The following is a 15,326-nucleotide window of genomic DNA, read 5'->3' on the forward strand; positions in this document are numbered from 1 at the left end:
TCAACCTGCAAAATTTTTCATGAAACCTTCCGGCAGACCTTCGGAGGGAGATTCGGCCAAATTAACTATAACCCAGCCTTTGCTCATCGCGTCCGCCTCTGCTTCCGCTGGCACCTCTTTGGTCGTCGCTGCAACCATACTTGAGCGCCACGCGAATTCGAACTCAATGCCTCCGAAACGTGCGGGCATCGTATCGACTTGGGGAACGCCTGCGGCGCTGAATGCCTCAAGCCATGGTGATGCCACCGCTCCTGCAGTCGGCTTCGCAGCAAGGGAAATTGTGCCGCGTGCAAGATCGATCAGGAATTGCGCCACTTCCGGGCTCGAGCGGTCGATCAGCTCATGGTCCGGTTGGTTGAAGTAGGACAGCAGGCAACGGTAGCAGCCGCGAACACAGCTTCCGTCTTTCTTCTCCTGCAACAGATCCGCATCACCCGCCGCAATCGCAGCATCCACATTCTCGAAGTGCATCAGACCCAGAGCGGTCTTCGCCACCTCGTTGATTGCCTTTCCGTCATCAATCAGGCGCGTGAGCACGCCGGCGCCGCCTTCCGTTGCCTCGTAGGCAAGGATTGCACGGCGGTTGTCCCTCGCGGGCAGCGGTTCACCGAGGATTTCGCCTTCTTCCAACTGGAAAACCACTTCGATTCCGCGCAGCAACGCATGCTGAACCGTCGCGATTGTCTCGGGCTCATACTGCTCCGGCTTTTCGAAGCGGAACAACAGGGCATTCTTTCTGTCGCGGACAATCGGGACAATGCGAACCGGCTTGACCACGTCCGGCGGGACGTCCGTGTCGCTGTCCTCGTCGTCGGATTTCGCCCAATATCCGGACCTCGGATCGATGTGGAAACCGAAGACAGTCTGGTCCTTTCGTCGCTTCAAGCCCTTGTTCAGTCGGCTGATCTCCGCGCTGTTGGCGTATTGCAGGGCCAAGAGGGAAGTCTCGCCACAGACGAATTTGGCGTTGGTCACTTGGACCTGCCCATCCTTCTTCGGCCAAGAGAAGACGGTCTGGATGTCAAAGCCCTGCCGAACGCGCTCTTCATCGTTGGCCGTGATGCGCTCAGTCGGGGCCGCCTCGACGTTGTCGATGCGCAGAGTCTTCTTGATGGGGACTTCACCCGCCATGTGGTTGTTGCACCCATGGCAGCGCTCGACCTCGCCCTCGTGTGATGCGCCACAGTTGGAGCAGATGTAGATATCCTTGGTCGCCAATTCCGATCCGTCGCCCTGACGCACCTCGGGCGGCAATTTGGCTTTCATAACCCGGTAGGCGCGGCCCTCATGATAGATCAGACTGCGCGGGCCGAATTCCGAAATGGCAAGGAAGCGGGCTCTGGACAGGAATGACCCCGTCTTACCTTCGCCAGGAACAAACGCGTAGAGCGGCAGGCGCGGGAAGTTGTACCCGGGCAGGAAGCCCTCAGTTGCCAGATACCGATACGAATAGAAATCGGAGCCATTCGAGGCTTTGCCTTGTTCGAGGATGGCGATCTGATCCTGGGCCTGCATTTGCGCGGCCTTGATCTTGCGCCGGTCGGCTCCTGAAAGCCCCGTAATCTCCGAACGCTTGTTGGCCTCGGCCAATTGCGTCCTGGCAGAGCTATAAAGCTCCCGCCAACGGTCGAAGGCGCGGTCAAACTCCTTTGGGGCATTCATGGCCGTGTGAAGAACGAACTCGTCTGGATCATCCATCCAGATCGGGGTTTGCCCTCCGTCGGACGCCAGAATCTGCTTCAAGACACGCGCCATCGGTCCCCGGGCCTGCGAGACCAGAGCGGGTTTCGATATGACCGCCAGAACGTCCTCCTTCAGCGGGAATTTATCCCCGTGAAGGTCCAGAATCTCCGGGATGTCGGGAGAAAGCGCCAGCTTCGCTTCCGCGAGCCACACCGCATGCAGGTGCGATCGGACCAGCTCTTCATTGGTAATGTCGAGCGCTGGCGGCCGCACGACACCGGCGACCATATCGTTGCGCCGTTCAAAGAAATACTGGTCATGCGGAGACCCCGAGGCGCAGTAGGTCACGACAACCGCGGCCTGACCCGATCGACCGGCACGACCAGCACGCTGCGCGTAGTTCGCCGGCGTAGGAGGTACGTTGCGCAGGTAGACGGCGTTCAAGGCGGAAATATCAACGCCGAGTTCCATGGTCGGAGAGCAGAACAGCGCGGGAAGGAACCGGTCTGACTCGCCCGTAGCCCGAATTTCCGTGCGGTATTCCGAGCTGGCGAGGTGCTCCATGTCATCCTGCTCGAAACGGAACCGCCACTCACGCCACTCTCGCTGCTTTTGCGAAACCTGAGCCGTGTGCTCGCGTCCCTCCAGCCCCCAGTAGGAACTGCGCCCGTCGCCAAGGTCACTGGCAATCGCGGTGTAAAGGTCATGGAAATATCGGTTGCCGCGGTGCGTTTCATCATCGAGGGCCGGTCCAGGCACAAGCCGAACCGCAGATGGTGACAGGCGCCAGCCCGTCACATCGCTATCGAGTTCGACAGGCACCAGCAGCCCTTCGTCGCTCAGGAAGGTAAGCATCCCTTCCATGAACTCGTAGTACTCATCCTTGTTCAGCTTCATGCCGAGAACCGACTTCCGGTTCACGAGCCGTGCGATCCGCGAATTGGGACCTGCCCGAAGAAGCGTTTGTTCTTCTCGCAGCGTGACAACGTTCTTGCTGCCCGCGCGCAGGACGAGCGAGGATCGCGCTCGCGGATTTTCCTTTTGGTCAATTGCCCAAGGTGCCTGAAGCAGCATTCGGGATTTCTGGGCCACACCGTCGAGGACAGTCAGGTCCAAGGCTTCGGTCTGAACAGCCAGGCCCTCGAGCATCGCGGACAAAATCGCCTTTAGAATTGCCTGCCGCTGTTCGAGGCTGAGGTCTCCCAGCGCAGGATGGATGGCCATGAAGCGCTCGCGATCTTCAGAGATTTCCTCGATGCCGAGGAAATTCACGTCGATCAGGTTCAGGACAGACAAGCTGGGGTTGGTGAAGCGCCAACCGCGACGCAGGTCCGTCCAGACACGATGGGCGAGAACCTTTGCGAGCGACCGCTGGGCATCTTCACGAATGATGGCACCAGCATTTGAATCCAGCAGCCAATGCTGGCGAGCCTCTTTGTTGGCGGCAGTAAAGCCGAGCGCCTTCACCACCTGCAGGCCGAACTCGTCTTCTGCGAGCCCACCTGAGCCAGCAGCAATGACCGCGCGAAGGATGGCTCCGCGCAACAGACTCACGAACAGGAAGTCATTGAAATGGCCAGACTGCAGGGCTGCATCCTGACGGTTATCCGTGAACCCCAAAAGCTTCCGCTTCGTCTCGGGAACGCCGCTGCCAGGTTTGTTCATCCACTCCAGGGCACTGGCGACCAGCAAGGTTGTTGCCGAGCTTCGCCCTTCGCCGGAGAGCCCCGCCAACTTGCTGCGCTCACGCATCCCCTGCGTCGGTTCGTCATGGCAGCACAGGCAGAACGCGAACTTTCCAGGGATGAACCAGAAATCGTTTCCGCCCGCTCCGTGGCGACCATCAGCACCCACGACGTAGGACACCGGCATACGCTTCTTGCGATACCCTCTAAGCCGTTCAATGCCGTTTTTCTCTTCTCGCCAGCTTTCGGGGTAACCCTCAAGCTCGCCCGTGAACTGGAAGTCAGTGTCGCCGGGCGTCACCGGACAGAGATACCCCGCGACCTCGTCGTCTTCAGTGTCGAGCGGCGTGTCGTCGATGCTTCGGGGCAGAAAGCGCAAGCTCCCATCATCGTCGACCTTGGTCACGACATGGTACTCTTGGCCACAGTTTCGGCAGAACCGCGTGGGGTAGAGGCGGTTTCCAGGGGCTTCGGGGTCCTCGAGCTGCCCTTCAAGAAGGATCCTACGCGGCCTGGCCGTGAGCGTCGTAAAGACTTCACCGGCACCGGAGATGAAGCGGTGGAGTTTGAAGGCGAGAAAGGCCCCGTCCTTCGTGCCGCCGCGCTCATGCTCCGGCAGGCTTACCCGGGTCAGGAATTTTTCGAGATAGTCTCGGCAGGTTTCCGCATCGACCGCACTGGCAAGAGAAAGCTTTTCGACGGCTTCTTCGAAAGGGATCGGCTTCTTCCTGCGAAGCTCAAGGCCATCGTCCAATCCGAGTTCGAGTTCGGCCCACACCGAGAGCGGATGGCGCTTCAGGGTTTCGTCATCGAGCGCGTCGGGCAAAGGCTGAGTCAGGGCCGTCTTCAAAGCGCCAAGGACGTGCTCGGTCTTCAGGGCGTCATCGGTCGCGCGCTGCAAGGACTCGTCGATGACCGCGTCCGGGCCAATGTCGGTGCCAAACAGACGAGACGCTACTTTCGCGACAGCAAGCGCGCGGCTCTCGTCCGATCCCTCGGAGGCCATCGTTGCCGAGGTCCCGATGCAGATTGGCTCCTTGTCAGGCGAGCACCTGTCCCGCAGGCGTCGAACGAGGACCGCGACATCGGCACCTTGGCGCCCGCGATAGGTATGGAGTTCGTCGAGAATGATGAACTCGAGACCGGACGCGTTCGAGACGACTTTCGAGTCCAGGTCGTCCTGACGCGTCAGAAGCAATTCTGCCATCATGTAGTTCGTCAGGAGAACATCGGGCGGATTGGCAGCGATGCGCTCCCGCTCTTCACGGCTTTCCTGACCGGTGTAACGTTTGACCACCGGCTTGAGCTCATCGGGCAAACCGGAACCGGCGATGAACTTGTCGATCTCCTTCATCTGGCTATTCGCCAGTGCGTTCATGGGGTAAACGATGATTGCCGTCGTGCGGCGCGGCTTTCCTGCGCGTCGCGCGCGGATGATTGCGTCGACAACCGGCACGAAGAAGCACAGGGATTTCCCCGAACCCGTGCCAGTCGTGACGACATAACTCTTTCCTTGCTTCGCCTTCGCGATTGCCTCGGCTTGGTGCCGGTGAAAGCGAAGAGGCGTAGTGCCAAACCGGAAAACCTTGCCCGTGCCGTCGTCGAGATCACCCGTGGCGACGAGTTCATCGACCGTCGGCCCCGCCATGAAGCGTGGGTTCAGAGACAAGAGGGCATCCGGCCAGAATTTTCCGGCGTCGTACTGGGCATCGATCTCGGATTTCAGGTCGGGTGCCCGAATTGCGCTGAATGAACGCGAAAAGTGCTCGTAAGCACGGATCAATTGGTGATCAAATTCAAACGCTTTCATTAAGATGCCCAACTATCTGATCGACAATAATTTTTTACGATAAACAGCAAGTAGTGAAAGTAAAGTTGACGTTCCGGTTGCCGAATTCCGGAAAGCGCGGCGCTACTTGACGATTCCACGTTGTTGAGCGATGGATCTCGAATTGGGGTAACGGCTCCTGCGTATAGATTTCGAATAAGGAGAAAGGCGGAAATAATTTCCGCTGGGGCAGGGAGCAGCATGGCAGCTTTGGCATCATGTAATTCAAAGACTGACATATCTATTACGCAAATCTATTACGCAAACTTGAGCACCAGGTCGCTTTTGACAAATCTCACTTACGATCAGCGGCAGCAAGTTTCGCGCAAAATTGCATGGCTAAGTTGAACGGATGCGGTGAAAGGAACTTTCGCATGGCTGATTTTAGCAGCGATCGGGCGATGTTGGCGTCCTCTAAAACTTACAGCAAGGTGATCTCAGAGATCAAAAAGGCCTGGCTCGAGGCATTTGGAGAGGAGCTCGTAGTCTGCGGATCTGCCCCGACTTCTCGGTTTGACAGTATGGTGGATGAACTTCGCAGGCGCTGGGCACGCCGCGATGACAAGGAGCGTCTGATCGTGGCCCTTGACCTCGAAGAGGGTGGCAATGAGAAGAAGAGCGTTGAAGACGTCATCGACAAGCTCGCTGCTGACAACCTTGTGAAGAGCGTTGACGATCTCACCGCGAATCAAATCTTCGCTGCCATTCATGCCGTTGCATTCGATTCCGGTTCCGACGGCGAGCTTGTTGAGATGGGATTAGACAGATTCTTGCGCTTGGTCGTCCGTCGGATTTTTGATGACAACAAAATCAACGGCCGGATTAACATCGGGCCGAACCGACATTTCCCCAGGCTCTTTCAATGGCTCGGCGAGTACGCCAACAGTACCGAGTGGGAAGATGGCGTTGGCTTGAAGATCCGTAACCTGTCCGGGCGGGGGCGTGTCGCACAATATCCTACTGATCCCAAGCTGCTCAAGGTGGTGATAGATCGCGGGTATCTCTGATGCCGCGGTTTATTAAACTTCAGGTCGGGGACGCTTTGCGCGAATAAACAACTACTCATCATCTCTCGAGTCGCTGCCAGTGCGTCAGATAGCCACAAAGTCAGCGTCATCGTGGTTTCAATGGCAAGTATGATCCCATCGTCGACCCGCGAGTTATGACCGCAACGGGGCCGTTAGCCGACTGTCGGCTTTTGGTCGTGGACCGATCAAAGCAGTCAGTATGGCGGCCTGTCGCGCAGGTGGTTCACCTTGGATGTCGAACCAAATCGTGTGTGGGTCGATTCTAAGGTTCCCGGGTCGATTAGCCTGATCCGCATCGAAAATGCGGCCACGATAAAGCATCAGATTCCGAGCCTGAGGGCCGAGGTTTGAGTTCCTCCACGATCACCAACTTACCGTCTCCCGTTGTGCCGAGCGTACTCAGCAGGAGCGTAGTCGCAGTCGCAAAGCTCCACAACATAGATCGGCTTCCCAAGGAGCTATTTCGCTATTGATTGCTTGGTTCTTTCGAATCAATTCGATCAGGTGCTGGAGTGCACCCCGTTTGACCGGACATGTCGGCTAGTTTGATTCAGCGCTGATGAACTGCCGAGGGGAAGCCATCTTGAGCGCGGAATGGGGATGGATTTCGTTGTAATCCTCGATCCATCCATCGATGAGCCGGAGCGCCGTTTCGGCGTCCGGTAATGCTGAGATGCGGATATAATCCCGCTTCAGGGTTTTGACGAAGGCTTCCGACATGCCGTTCGACTGCGGGCTGGCCACCGGCGTGAAGCAAGGCGTCAGATTGAGCGCCTGGGCGAACAGCCGTGTCTCCCGTGCTGTATAACCCGATCCGTTGTCCGAGAGATGCTCGATAGCATGCGGCGCTCTCGTTGCGCGGAACCGCTTCTCGACAGCTTCCAGCACCATGTCGCGCACGTCGGAGCCGGAGATGCCTGCATTCGCGACCGCAGTCCAGGCGATGATCTCGCGGTCGAAGGTATCGATGATGAAGGCGAGACGAATGACCTCGCCATTCCAGCAGGTGAATTCCAGCCCGTCGGAGCACCAGCGCAGGTTCGAGCGCATGACCATGACCTTGCCGTCATGGATGCGGCCCTTGCGAGCAGCCGTATGCTTCTCCAGCAGCATCGCGTGGTTGCCCATAATGCGATGAACCCGTTTGGCGTTGACGACAGGCTTATCGGCGGCTCGCCTTTCGCGATTGAGGAGCGCGGCGATCCGCCGATAGCCATAGGTTGGCCTTTGATCCACCAGCCTTCGAATGGCGGGCAGAAGCTCTGCGTCTTCAGCCTTGTGGTAAGCCCCACGCGGCTTTGATCTGCCTTTCAACCGCTCGACGAGGTTGGAACGGGATACGCCTAGCGTGTCGGCGACGGCCTTCATCGGGAACCGTCCTTCGGCAACAAGATCGGCCGCGATATCCGTTTTTTTGAGTCTGCTTTGGACAAGGCTTCGCGAAGGATTTCAACCTCCATCGTCTTGCGGCCGAGCATACGCTCCAGCTCGCGCGTCCTGTATGGGCTGCGCCCCGCTGCATTTGCCTACTACTATGCTATTCAAGGTACGCGATGAGCGCCTTTAAGCTGGTTCCTGCGCCTGACCAGGCCGGCTTAGATCCGACCACGTAGAGGTTTTGCTTGGCGCGAGACACGGCGACATTGATGATGTTCGGCGGGCTGGCAGCCCATTGTCGCGCGCGATGTTGACCAGCTTTAGGTGCTCCGAGCAAGAGAATAACGGTGTTTGCCTCCCGGCCTTGGAAAGTATGGATGGTTCCAACTCGATCCCGTACCCACTCATTCGGACGCGAGCCGAGGGCTCGGACGAGTTCAGGCTCTCGTTCGATTCGCCGACGCATTTCCTGCTCGACAATTTTGAAGGGCGTGATGACGAAAATGTCGGGGTTGGCAACACGAGCGTCGGCGAGCTGCCCCAACATCCTGAGAACTGCCTCTCCTTCTTCGGGGCACCACTTGGTTTCCGCGTGACCGTCGACATCCACCCATCTGGATGGACCCAGTACATTGCCGATTGGCCCGGGCTCTCGAGGACCGACTGCATGTACCATCTGGCCGGCGTAGGCGATGCTGTTAGATACCGAGAACATCGGGTCCTGGCATCTTCTGTGCACAAGCAGCGGGAGTCCCACCTCGCGATCCCCTTCATCAGCCCGGAAGGTGGACTTGAACCTGGATGCACGGTCAGCCAGCGTCTGTGACGAAGCCTCCGGTGCCGCCCAAGTGGTCTGATCTATGTCAAAGAACTGGCAGATCTCGGAAGTGAGGCGCTCGGGTAAAGACACGACTGGTGGAATCTGTAGCGGGTCGCCGACAACGATCGAGCGTTTGGCTCGCATAATGGACCCGACAGCGGCTTGAGGAAGTGCTTGGCCGGCTTCGTCGATCAGGAGCCAGCCTATGCTCTCCGGCGGCAGATCACCAAACATCGTGCGAACAGAGGCAAAGGTGGTGGAGACCGCCGGCACCACCATGAACATAGTCGCCCATAGATCTGGAAGAAGAGCCCGGTGTGCTGGCAACTGCAGGGCACCGGCGGTGAAGGCAGTCATTACCAAACTGATGTTGTGGTAGACGCGCTGGGCAGAGGCATCGACAAACGCCTTTTGCACCGCCAAGGCCGCGGCGAACAGGTCTTCTCGCTTGCGGTGCAGGCTGTCGGGCAACCAAGGAGCTGTGAGTTGGATCTGTTCATGGCTGGAGCTGAAGAATTCCGCGCCAATAAGCCGATCACCAAGTTCGCTACGGGCCTGTTCGATCGCGGCGCCAAGTTGCATCACAAGCTGCTGCTTCTCGCTGACCGCTCGCTCGAGTTGCTGAACCTGCGACTGCATCTGGATCAGGGAAGCCTTCGCGTTTTCAGAAGCATCTTCTGCTGCGACGAGAGCCCTACGGGATATCTCCAGCTGCTTGGACAAAGCCTCTTGGCGGTCCGACCAGCTCTTCCAGCTCTTGGTATTGAACAGGCGTGAGAAGAAACCTGGCCTCGAAGTGGAATGTCCAGCAAGCACGTCGCTGTCGCGCCTGTGCTTATTGGCCGCCATCTCCTCAGCCTCCAAGGCTTGCGTGAGACGAGCGTTGGCTGCTGCCACTGCCTCCAGGAGGGCTGGGCGTTTGGCTGACAGTTGGCGCAGCTCCCCGCTGGCAACTGGAAGCTGCCGGCATTTCTTTCGCACCTGTTCGAGGCGGGCGAGTTCAGAGTCGATCTCCTTCTTCAGCTTGATGAAAGCGTTCCTTGCTTTGCGCCAGGCCGCCTTTGCATCCGTCTCATTGACGCTGGGACGCTCCTCAATGACCACTTTCGGCATCTCGCGGCGAATTACTTTGCCGGTTCGCTCGTCTTTGATTTCTCGAAGAACGTCGTCACCTTTGGCGGCGCGGATGTAAGTTCGGAATCCACCATCCTCGTGCCACCAAAAGGTCTGCTGGAAGGCCGCACGGTTGCGACCGTTACCCAAAACAGCGGCGGCCAGCCCCCACGTCTCTACTGGCGCGGCGGCCGCTTCTTCACCATCATCGTAGCCGGCCCTGGCAGGGTTGGCGATCAGGTCACTGATCGACCTGAAGTAGGAGATCTCTTCATGCCTGCCGTTCGCCTTCTTCAGAGGGAGTTCCTGGCTGACGTTCTCGACTGCTTTGTTGTTCGATGATGCCACCACGATTTCATGGCCGCGCAAACTGGCGTGAACGCCATAGAAGTGCAGGAAGGCGCCGCTGCCCACTGCAAGCTTCTGACCAGTGGTCGAGAACGCGTCCATCGGGTCGTCGAAGCGTACCATAGCGGATGCCCGGTCAAGGACGCATCCAACAACAACGTCGCGCAGCAACGTCGTCTTGCCCGTTCCGGGCGGGCCGTTCACCCCCATGATGCCCGCCGCATCCTTGAACTCCGCACGCGCCGCGTTGACCGCAGCCTGCTGCAACGTCACCAATGGGTGGCCACCGTCGGATGGCCATCGGGCTTGTGGCATCAGTTCAGGCGCAACGAACGGCTCCACTGCGGAAGGAGGGGTGAGGACATCTACCTGGTCCGTCACCTTCTCGAGACCCAGGTAGCGGCGCAGACCAGCGCCGACGCCTCCATCGCGGACCAGTTTGGCCGCGAGAGTAAGGTCCTCCAAATAGAACGAGTTCAGGAGAGTCGGTTCGGGTGGGTGCTTCGCTCGGTAGTAATGGAAGACCTTCAGGGCGAATGTGGGCGCCTCAACTAGGTGCTCGGGTACATTGAACTGTGAGACCAGCCAGCGGTGGGCGGCTGATATGGTGATCAGGTCGAGGGGGATCGGATTGCCATCCTCGTCATGGCGACGGACCACCTTGTCCAGCTTATCGAGAATGATCCTCTCAACGCTCGGCCATGCGCCCAGGCCTCCTAGCTGCAAGTCGAGAGCTGGCTTCAGGGCCCACGCGAAGCTAGAGACAGCGACCCCATTTTCTTCGAGAACATGGCCATCCTTATCGACGAGGATGGCGCCAATTGCTGCTTTCCGCCCATCCGGGCGCTGGCGCTCCTCATCCTCACCGAAAACCCGCACAAGCTCGTCGGTGGCCTTGTCGAGCGCAATGGCTCCCAGCATCACCTGGAAATAAATCTTGTAGTTGGGTTTGCCTTTGGCATGCGGTCCCCAAGGTATGCCGCGGTCAAAGTGGGTCACTCGAGACCTGTCACCGGACGCCAGATCTTCCGGGCGCTTGTAGCTCTGAGGCGACAGGGCTTCCAATGCGGTCCACGCCGCCAGGATAGCTTCTGGGTCGTCCTTCTTGCCTGAGCGCGTGAACGACGGAAGCGGGCCGAGATCAACGTCAGAAGTAGGTGGTGCCGATGGAGTTGCCGGTACCGGGGGATCTCTACGGATCGGCACCACTGTGGCCATCGCAGGTGCAGGGGAATGTGGTGACACCAGTATATGTGCTGGGACCACGCGCCGCACAGGCTCTCGAGTCGAAGAGCTGCCGGATACCAGCGGCACAACGTGGGCCCTTGCGAGGATCCGCATAACCTCGTCAACCTTCATGGCCAGCGACCGTGCCTTTGCGGTGTTCCGGAACGTCAGTTCATGAGCCAACCGCCCTAGCTCGTTGGGGTCGCCGGCCGAACGCTCAAAGATTACCTGCAGGTCGAAAACTGACTTTTGGGAATAGGGACGCGTCGCCATTGGGTACCTAGTCGTAGTTGGCCGGAGGGTACTTCCAGATGTCCTCCGGTTTGCTATTGGCCGCCGGGTTAAGGCCCAAATGACGACGGTAGATCATCTCTCCGATGTCCTTGATCTCGAAGAAGGAGATCGAGGCTTGTGGCTGGCCATGGGTGTGGAACATCTGCTTTACGTAGTGCTCCTTCTTCGGCAGGTGCGCGTTGCTGCCACCATACCGGCCGTTGTTGGCGATAATGACCATCTGGTACATATGATAATGCAGGGCGACCGCCATCTGGTCGAAGGTCCCCACATCCTTGTTGAGAGCAGGGATCGCGAATACGTCGGAAAGTTTGCGCAGATCAGCAGCCAGACCGAGGTCGGTAGAGTCGTAGCAGACTGCAGCTGATAACCAGAGCGGCCGCTGATTGGGATTGCGATCCCACTCGTATCCGACAAGCCACTGGCAGGGTCGGAACTTCCGTACCAGACCAAGTGCCTCCCAGTCCTTCTCTGCGGCAGCCAGGTTAGCTTTCCCCTGACGACGCTTCTTCATCTGAAGGCCGCGTCCTGGAACGATCTGCGGCAGTATCCACATGGCCGAATTGACGGCCGGCAAACCAGCCACCACGTGTTGATACGTGACTCCGGTGAGAACCATTGCCTTATGCCGGCGGGCGAACGGCACTAAATACAGGTCAACATCTTCCGGATGAACCGCCAGTTCGGGAAGGATTAGCCAATCCAGCCGCTTCTGCACGTTCTCATGGGTGGCACGCAGGTCGAGCATTTTCTCTACAGCCGCCAGAGCACTGGTCAGGTGTTTCCGGTGCTTCTTCCGGGTCACGATGTCTGACTTGGTGAGGTCAGCGACATCAAACTCGTGAGGGGTTACAGTCTGTACGACACACCCTTTCAGCGGTCGATTCTCTGGATCGTTGAAGAGCGGGGCCGACACTTTGAGCATGAGTGTCTGCGTACCAGTTCCTATGCACTTGCGAGCCTCTCGCAGCCTTCGGCTCATCGCCGAGGCAAAACCGCCTGGGCTCAACTGTAGCCAGCCGTTGTCATAGCGCTCGCGGCAGCCCGGCCAAGCAAGCAACGAGTACAACAGGTTCTCTGTATCTTCGGAAATTGGCAGCCAGTCGTCGCCAAAGCCTTCAAGCCCGCTGTGAAGCCCATACGTGCGCTGGTACCAGTGGCTGCGAACCGGGCGGTATACTGGGTGTTTTTCGCGCCAGGAAGGCCGGGGCACCTGGGTGAAATCAATCAAGCCGGTTAACAGAAACCTGGCCAGGTAGCCGAACTGGAACCGCCACCTCTCTTCTGGCGTGCACCAAGCCGGCGGCCGATAAAGCAGTTCGACTGGTCCATCGGATACCGATGTCGCGGATACGAAACGCACTTCCTTTATTCGGTCGTGTCCTGCTGACCTAGCTGTCAGGACCTCCAGCGAATGAGGTGTAATGACGGAGGGAAGTCCGCCAACCGCCCGTTTTGCCGCCAGCGCCGCCAACAAGCTGATCACTCCGACTTCATGCCGGAGATTCAAGCCATGGCTCTCGTCGAAAATGTCGGCGAGCGGTATCCAGCCACTCTTCCTCTGTTGTGTGGCGAACAGAGTTTCGGGATCGCCGATTCGCCGTTCCGATTTTGGTTGCAGCTCATTCGCAAATCCAGGATCTCGTACGGCAATTTCCTGCAAGATTTCTTCATCGATCTCGTAGCCGGCGAGATGCAGCGCGCCATCTTTGTCCAGAATCGACCGTCGCGACATAATCGCGAAAGTTGCGAACTCCCCTGTGCTGAGCCCCGTAAAGTCACCACCGAGGAAACGCATGAAGCGCAGGTACAGGTCAGTGCCGGCGCCAAGCTTAATTCCCTCCCAGAACTCTACTAGATCCTGGTGCAATTCCCGACGTAGAACCGTGAACGCTAGAAGAGCTTGCTGATTAAGGTACCAGGGTAGTGACCCAGCAAGCTGCAGGATGAGGATTGCTTCTTCTGCGAGCCGGTCGCGATAGGCGGCGAGGTCCAACCTGGACGGCAAGCACTCATCATCTCGCACGAAGCCGGTTTCTGTCGCCCCTGCTTTCAAGATTTCCGACAGGCTGTAAAGGGCGACCTGTCGTTCGGGACTGTCGTCTTTCGTCAGGTATGGACGCAGTAGCTGCAGAACGTCGTCGAGTTCGGCAACCGAAGGCCAGATATCCAAACCGATCCGCAGCAACCTGACGTTGGAAGGGTTTTCGATCCAGCTTTGGATGAGGTTCAGAGCGAAGTTGCGGGCCTCCTCGTCGAGATCTCCCTTGGTGAGTTCCACCCTCTTGCCTAGCTCTGTTGGACTCATGTCCGAGAACGGATTCGCGTCCTCTCCATCTGCGTCGAACAGCAGCGGTCGGAGCGAGCGATACGTGGACCTGAATCGTGCAGCAGCGAAACGTGCGACGGTGGCGTCTTTCACATCCGGGACAGGAAGGCGTTTGTCGCGCCCATTCCTTGTCGCTCTTTCCTTGTTTTCTGGCAGCTCTCGGCTGTAGTGCTCCTGTGCTCTTAGGAGGCTTTGCACCGCGTCGATGATTTCTTCACCGCGTGCGATGTCGAACCCTCCCGAGACGGACTGCTGAATGCGAGCCATCTTGCGGCTCTGCCGGAGGAGCGGGCGCACCTCACCTCCAACATTCGCAGCCTGTGTCTTTCTCTCGGATGGCTCCAAGCCGGGAGCCGTTTCTTGCAGTAGATGCTGGAGGTGCTCAAACACTGTCCGCTCCAGTTCCACAGGCGGGATGTCCTTCGATGCCGTCACCACCAATCTGAGGTCATCGACATATCGACAGCTGTCGTGCAGCAGAACGCCGGGACCGATCGGCATTCCCGTTGAATCTAGCAGGGCACGGTCAAAATTCAGCAGTGCCACATTCGCAAAGAAGCCCGCGGACACCAGCCCCTGCGGGAGACAGATCTCGTGAAATCCGTCTATCCCCTTGGCGGCTGCGTACCGCTCTGCCCATGACCAATCATCTTCATGCCATCGCCAGCTCAGCACCTGGCGCACCAAAGTCATGAATCTCTGGTCGACCCCGGGTCCGAGCAATGCCTCGAGCTTCTCAAACAGAAGGTGCGGGCGGACACGATCGTAGAACTGGCTGAGGTCGGACTGCACGACCACAATGCTTCGCCCAGGCCGCTCTCTGAGGTTCTCAGCGACCCGCTCTGGCCGTTCGACGAAGCTCTGGTAATCTTGGGAAAATGCCCGATAGAGCTTGGATGATCCCCAGCGGTGCTGGAGGATGCCGTCTGCGACATCGCAAAACAAACGGTTGCCGTACGAGATGGTACTAAAAGTTGTACCATCAGGCTTGGGCGGTCGAGGGTCGCCCTGCACCGTTTCAACTAAATCTGCCAAGCATAGCATTATGGCAGTTGCCGCAACTTGATCCCGAAGGCTCACGTGGGCAAGCGGGCGAAGCTGCACGCCATCATCAGACGGCTTGGGACCCCAAAGACCGCTCTCCTCTGACACCTCCCACCCTTGGCTCTTGGGGGCTTGGACTAGGCGCAGCGGGTCACTGACCCAGTCGCCTGACCGCATGTCATCCGACACGGACTCGAGAAAGCCGGGCAAGTTGGCAGTGTGGTAGTCGAGTTCGAGCGTGTCCGCGAACCAGTTGTGGTACCGGATGTAATTGCAAGCCTTCTTCCAAGCTTGAACCAGCACGTAATCCTTGCTGGCATCTTCAATGGTCGGATTTAGTCGCAGCATAAGAAACCCACGCACTCAGGTGGTTGGCTTGAGCGCACCCAAAAAAATCTTGTAGTGAATTGCAAGGCAATGGCAATCTCACTTCAACCTAGCAAATCTCACCTTGGCGCGAGCTGCAAAGGCTTCTGAAAGAGGTTCAGAACTCGCAGAACTGCCAGCCTTGGATGAGTGAGGGCTGTCGAAATTGCTTACTACAGGTTCG

At 58.2% G+C, this 15,326-nt stretch carries 4 protein-coding genes and 1 pseudogene; 1 reads left to right on the plus strand and 4 read right to left on the minus strand.

The window, feature by feature from the left end:
- Complete coding sequence (locus ACEPP2_RS01210) at nt 1–5,178, minus strand: DEAD/DEAH box helicase (RefSeq protein WP_395515537.1); 5,178 nt, start codon at nt 5,176–5,178, stop codon at nt 1–3.
- Between the two features lie 392 nt (nt 5,179–5,570).
- On the opposite strand from ACEPP2_RS01210, the gene ACEPP2_RS01215 reads away from it, so the two are divergent.
- A complete protein-coding gene (locus tag ACEPP2_RS01215; protein ID WP_395515538.1) occupies nt 5,571–6,203 on the plus strand; it encodes a hypothetical protein in 633 nt (210 codons plus the stop codon).
- A gap of 561 nt (nt 6,204–6,764) precedes the next feature.
- On the opposite strand, the pseudogene ACEPP2_RS01220 reads toward ACEPP2_RS01215, so the two are convergent.
- The 3 genes and pseudogenes from ACEPP2_RS01220 to ACEPP2_RS01230 form a co-directional block, all read right to left on the minus strand.
- Nucleotides 6,765–7,723 (minus strand): annotated as a pseudogene (locus ACEPP2_RS01220) (IS3 family transposase); the annotation flags it as partial.
- Between the two features lie 38 nt (nt 7,724–7,761).
- Nucleotides 7,762–11,100: a DEAD/DEAH box helicase gene (locus ACEPP2_RS01225; protein ID WP_395515539.1), complete on the minus strand. Its 3,339-nt coding sequence runs from the start codon at nt 11,098–11,100 to the stop codon at nt 7,762–7,764.
- Between the two features lie 289 nt (nt 11,101–11,389).
- The gene (locus tag ACEPP2_RS01230; RefSeq protein WP_395515540.1) at nt 11,390–15,124 is read right to left on the minus strand and encodes an RNA-directed DNA polymerase; all 3,735 of its coding nucleotides are present in this window, start codon (nt 15,122–15,124) and stop codon (nt 11,390–11,392) included.
- Nucleotides 15,125–15,326 lie beyond the last annotated feature (202 nt).

It is taken from the genome of Pseudorhizobium flavum (genome assembly GCF_044142885.1).
Classification (GTDB): Bacteria; Pseudomonadota; Alphaproteobacteria; order Rhizobiales; family Rhizobiaceae; genus Neorhizobium; species Neorhizobium flavum.

Coding starts and splice junctions, on each gene's coding strand:
- ACEPP2_RS01210 (WP_395515537.1), bottom strand. CDS start 5,178: ATGAAAGCGTTTGAATTTGATCACCAATTGATCCGTGCTTACGAGCAC.
- ACEPP2_RS01215 (WP_395515538.1), top strand. CDS start 5,571: ATGGCTGATTTTAGCAGCGATCGGGCGATGTTGGCGTCCTCTAAAACT.
- ACEPP2_RS01225 (WP_395515539.1), bottom strand. CDS start 11,100: ATGGCCACAGTGGTGCCGATCCGTAGAGATCCCCCGGTACCGGCAACT.
- ACEPP2_RS01230 (WP_395515540.1), bottom strand. CDS start 15,124: ATGCTGCGACTAAATCCGACCATTGAAGATGCCAGCAAGGATTACGTG.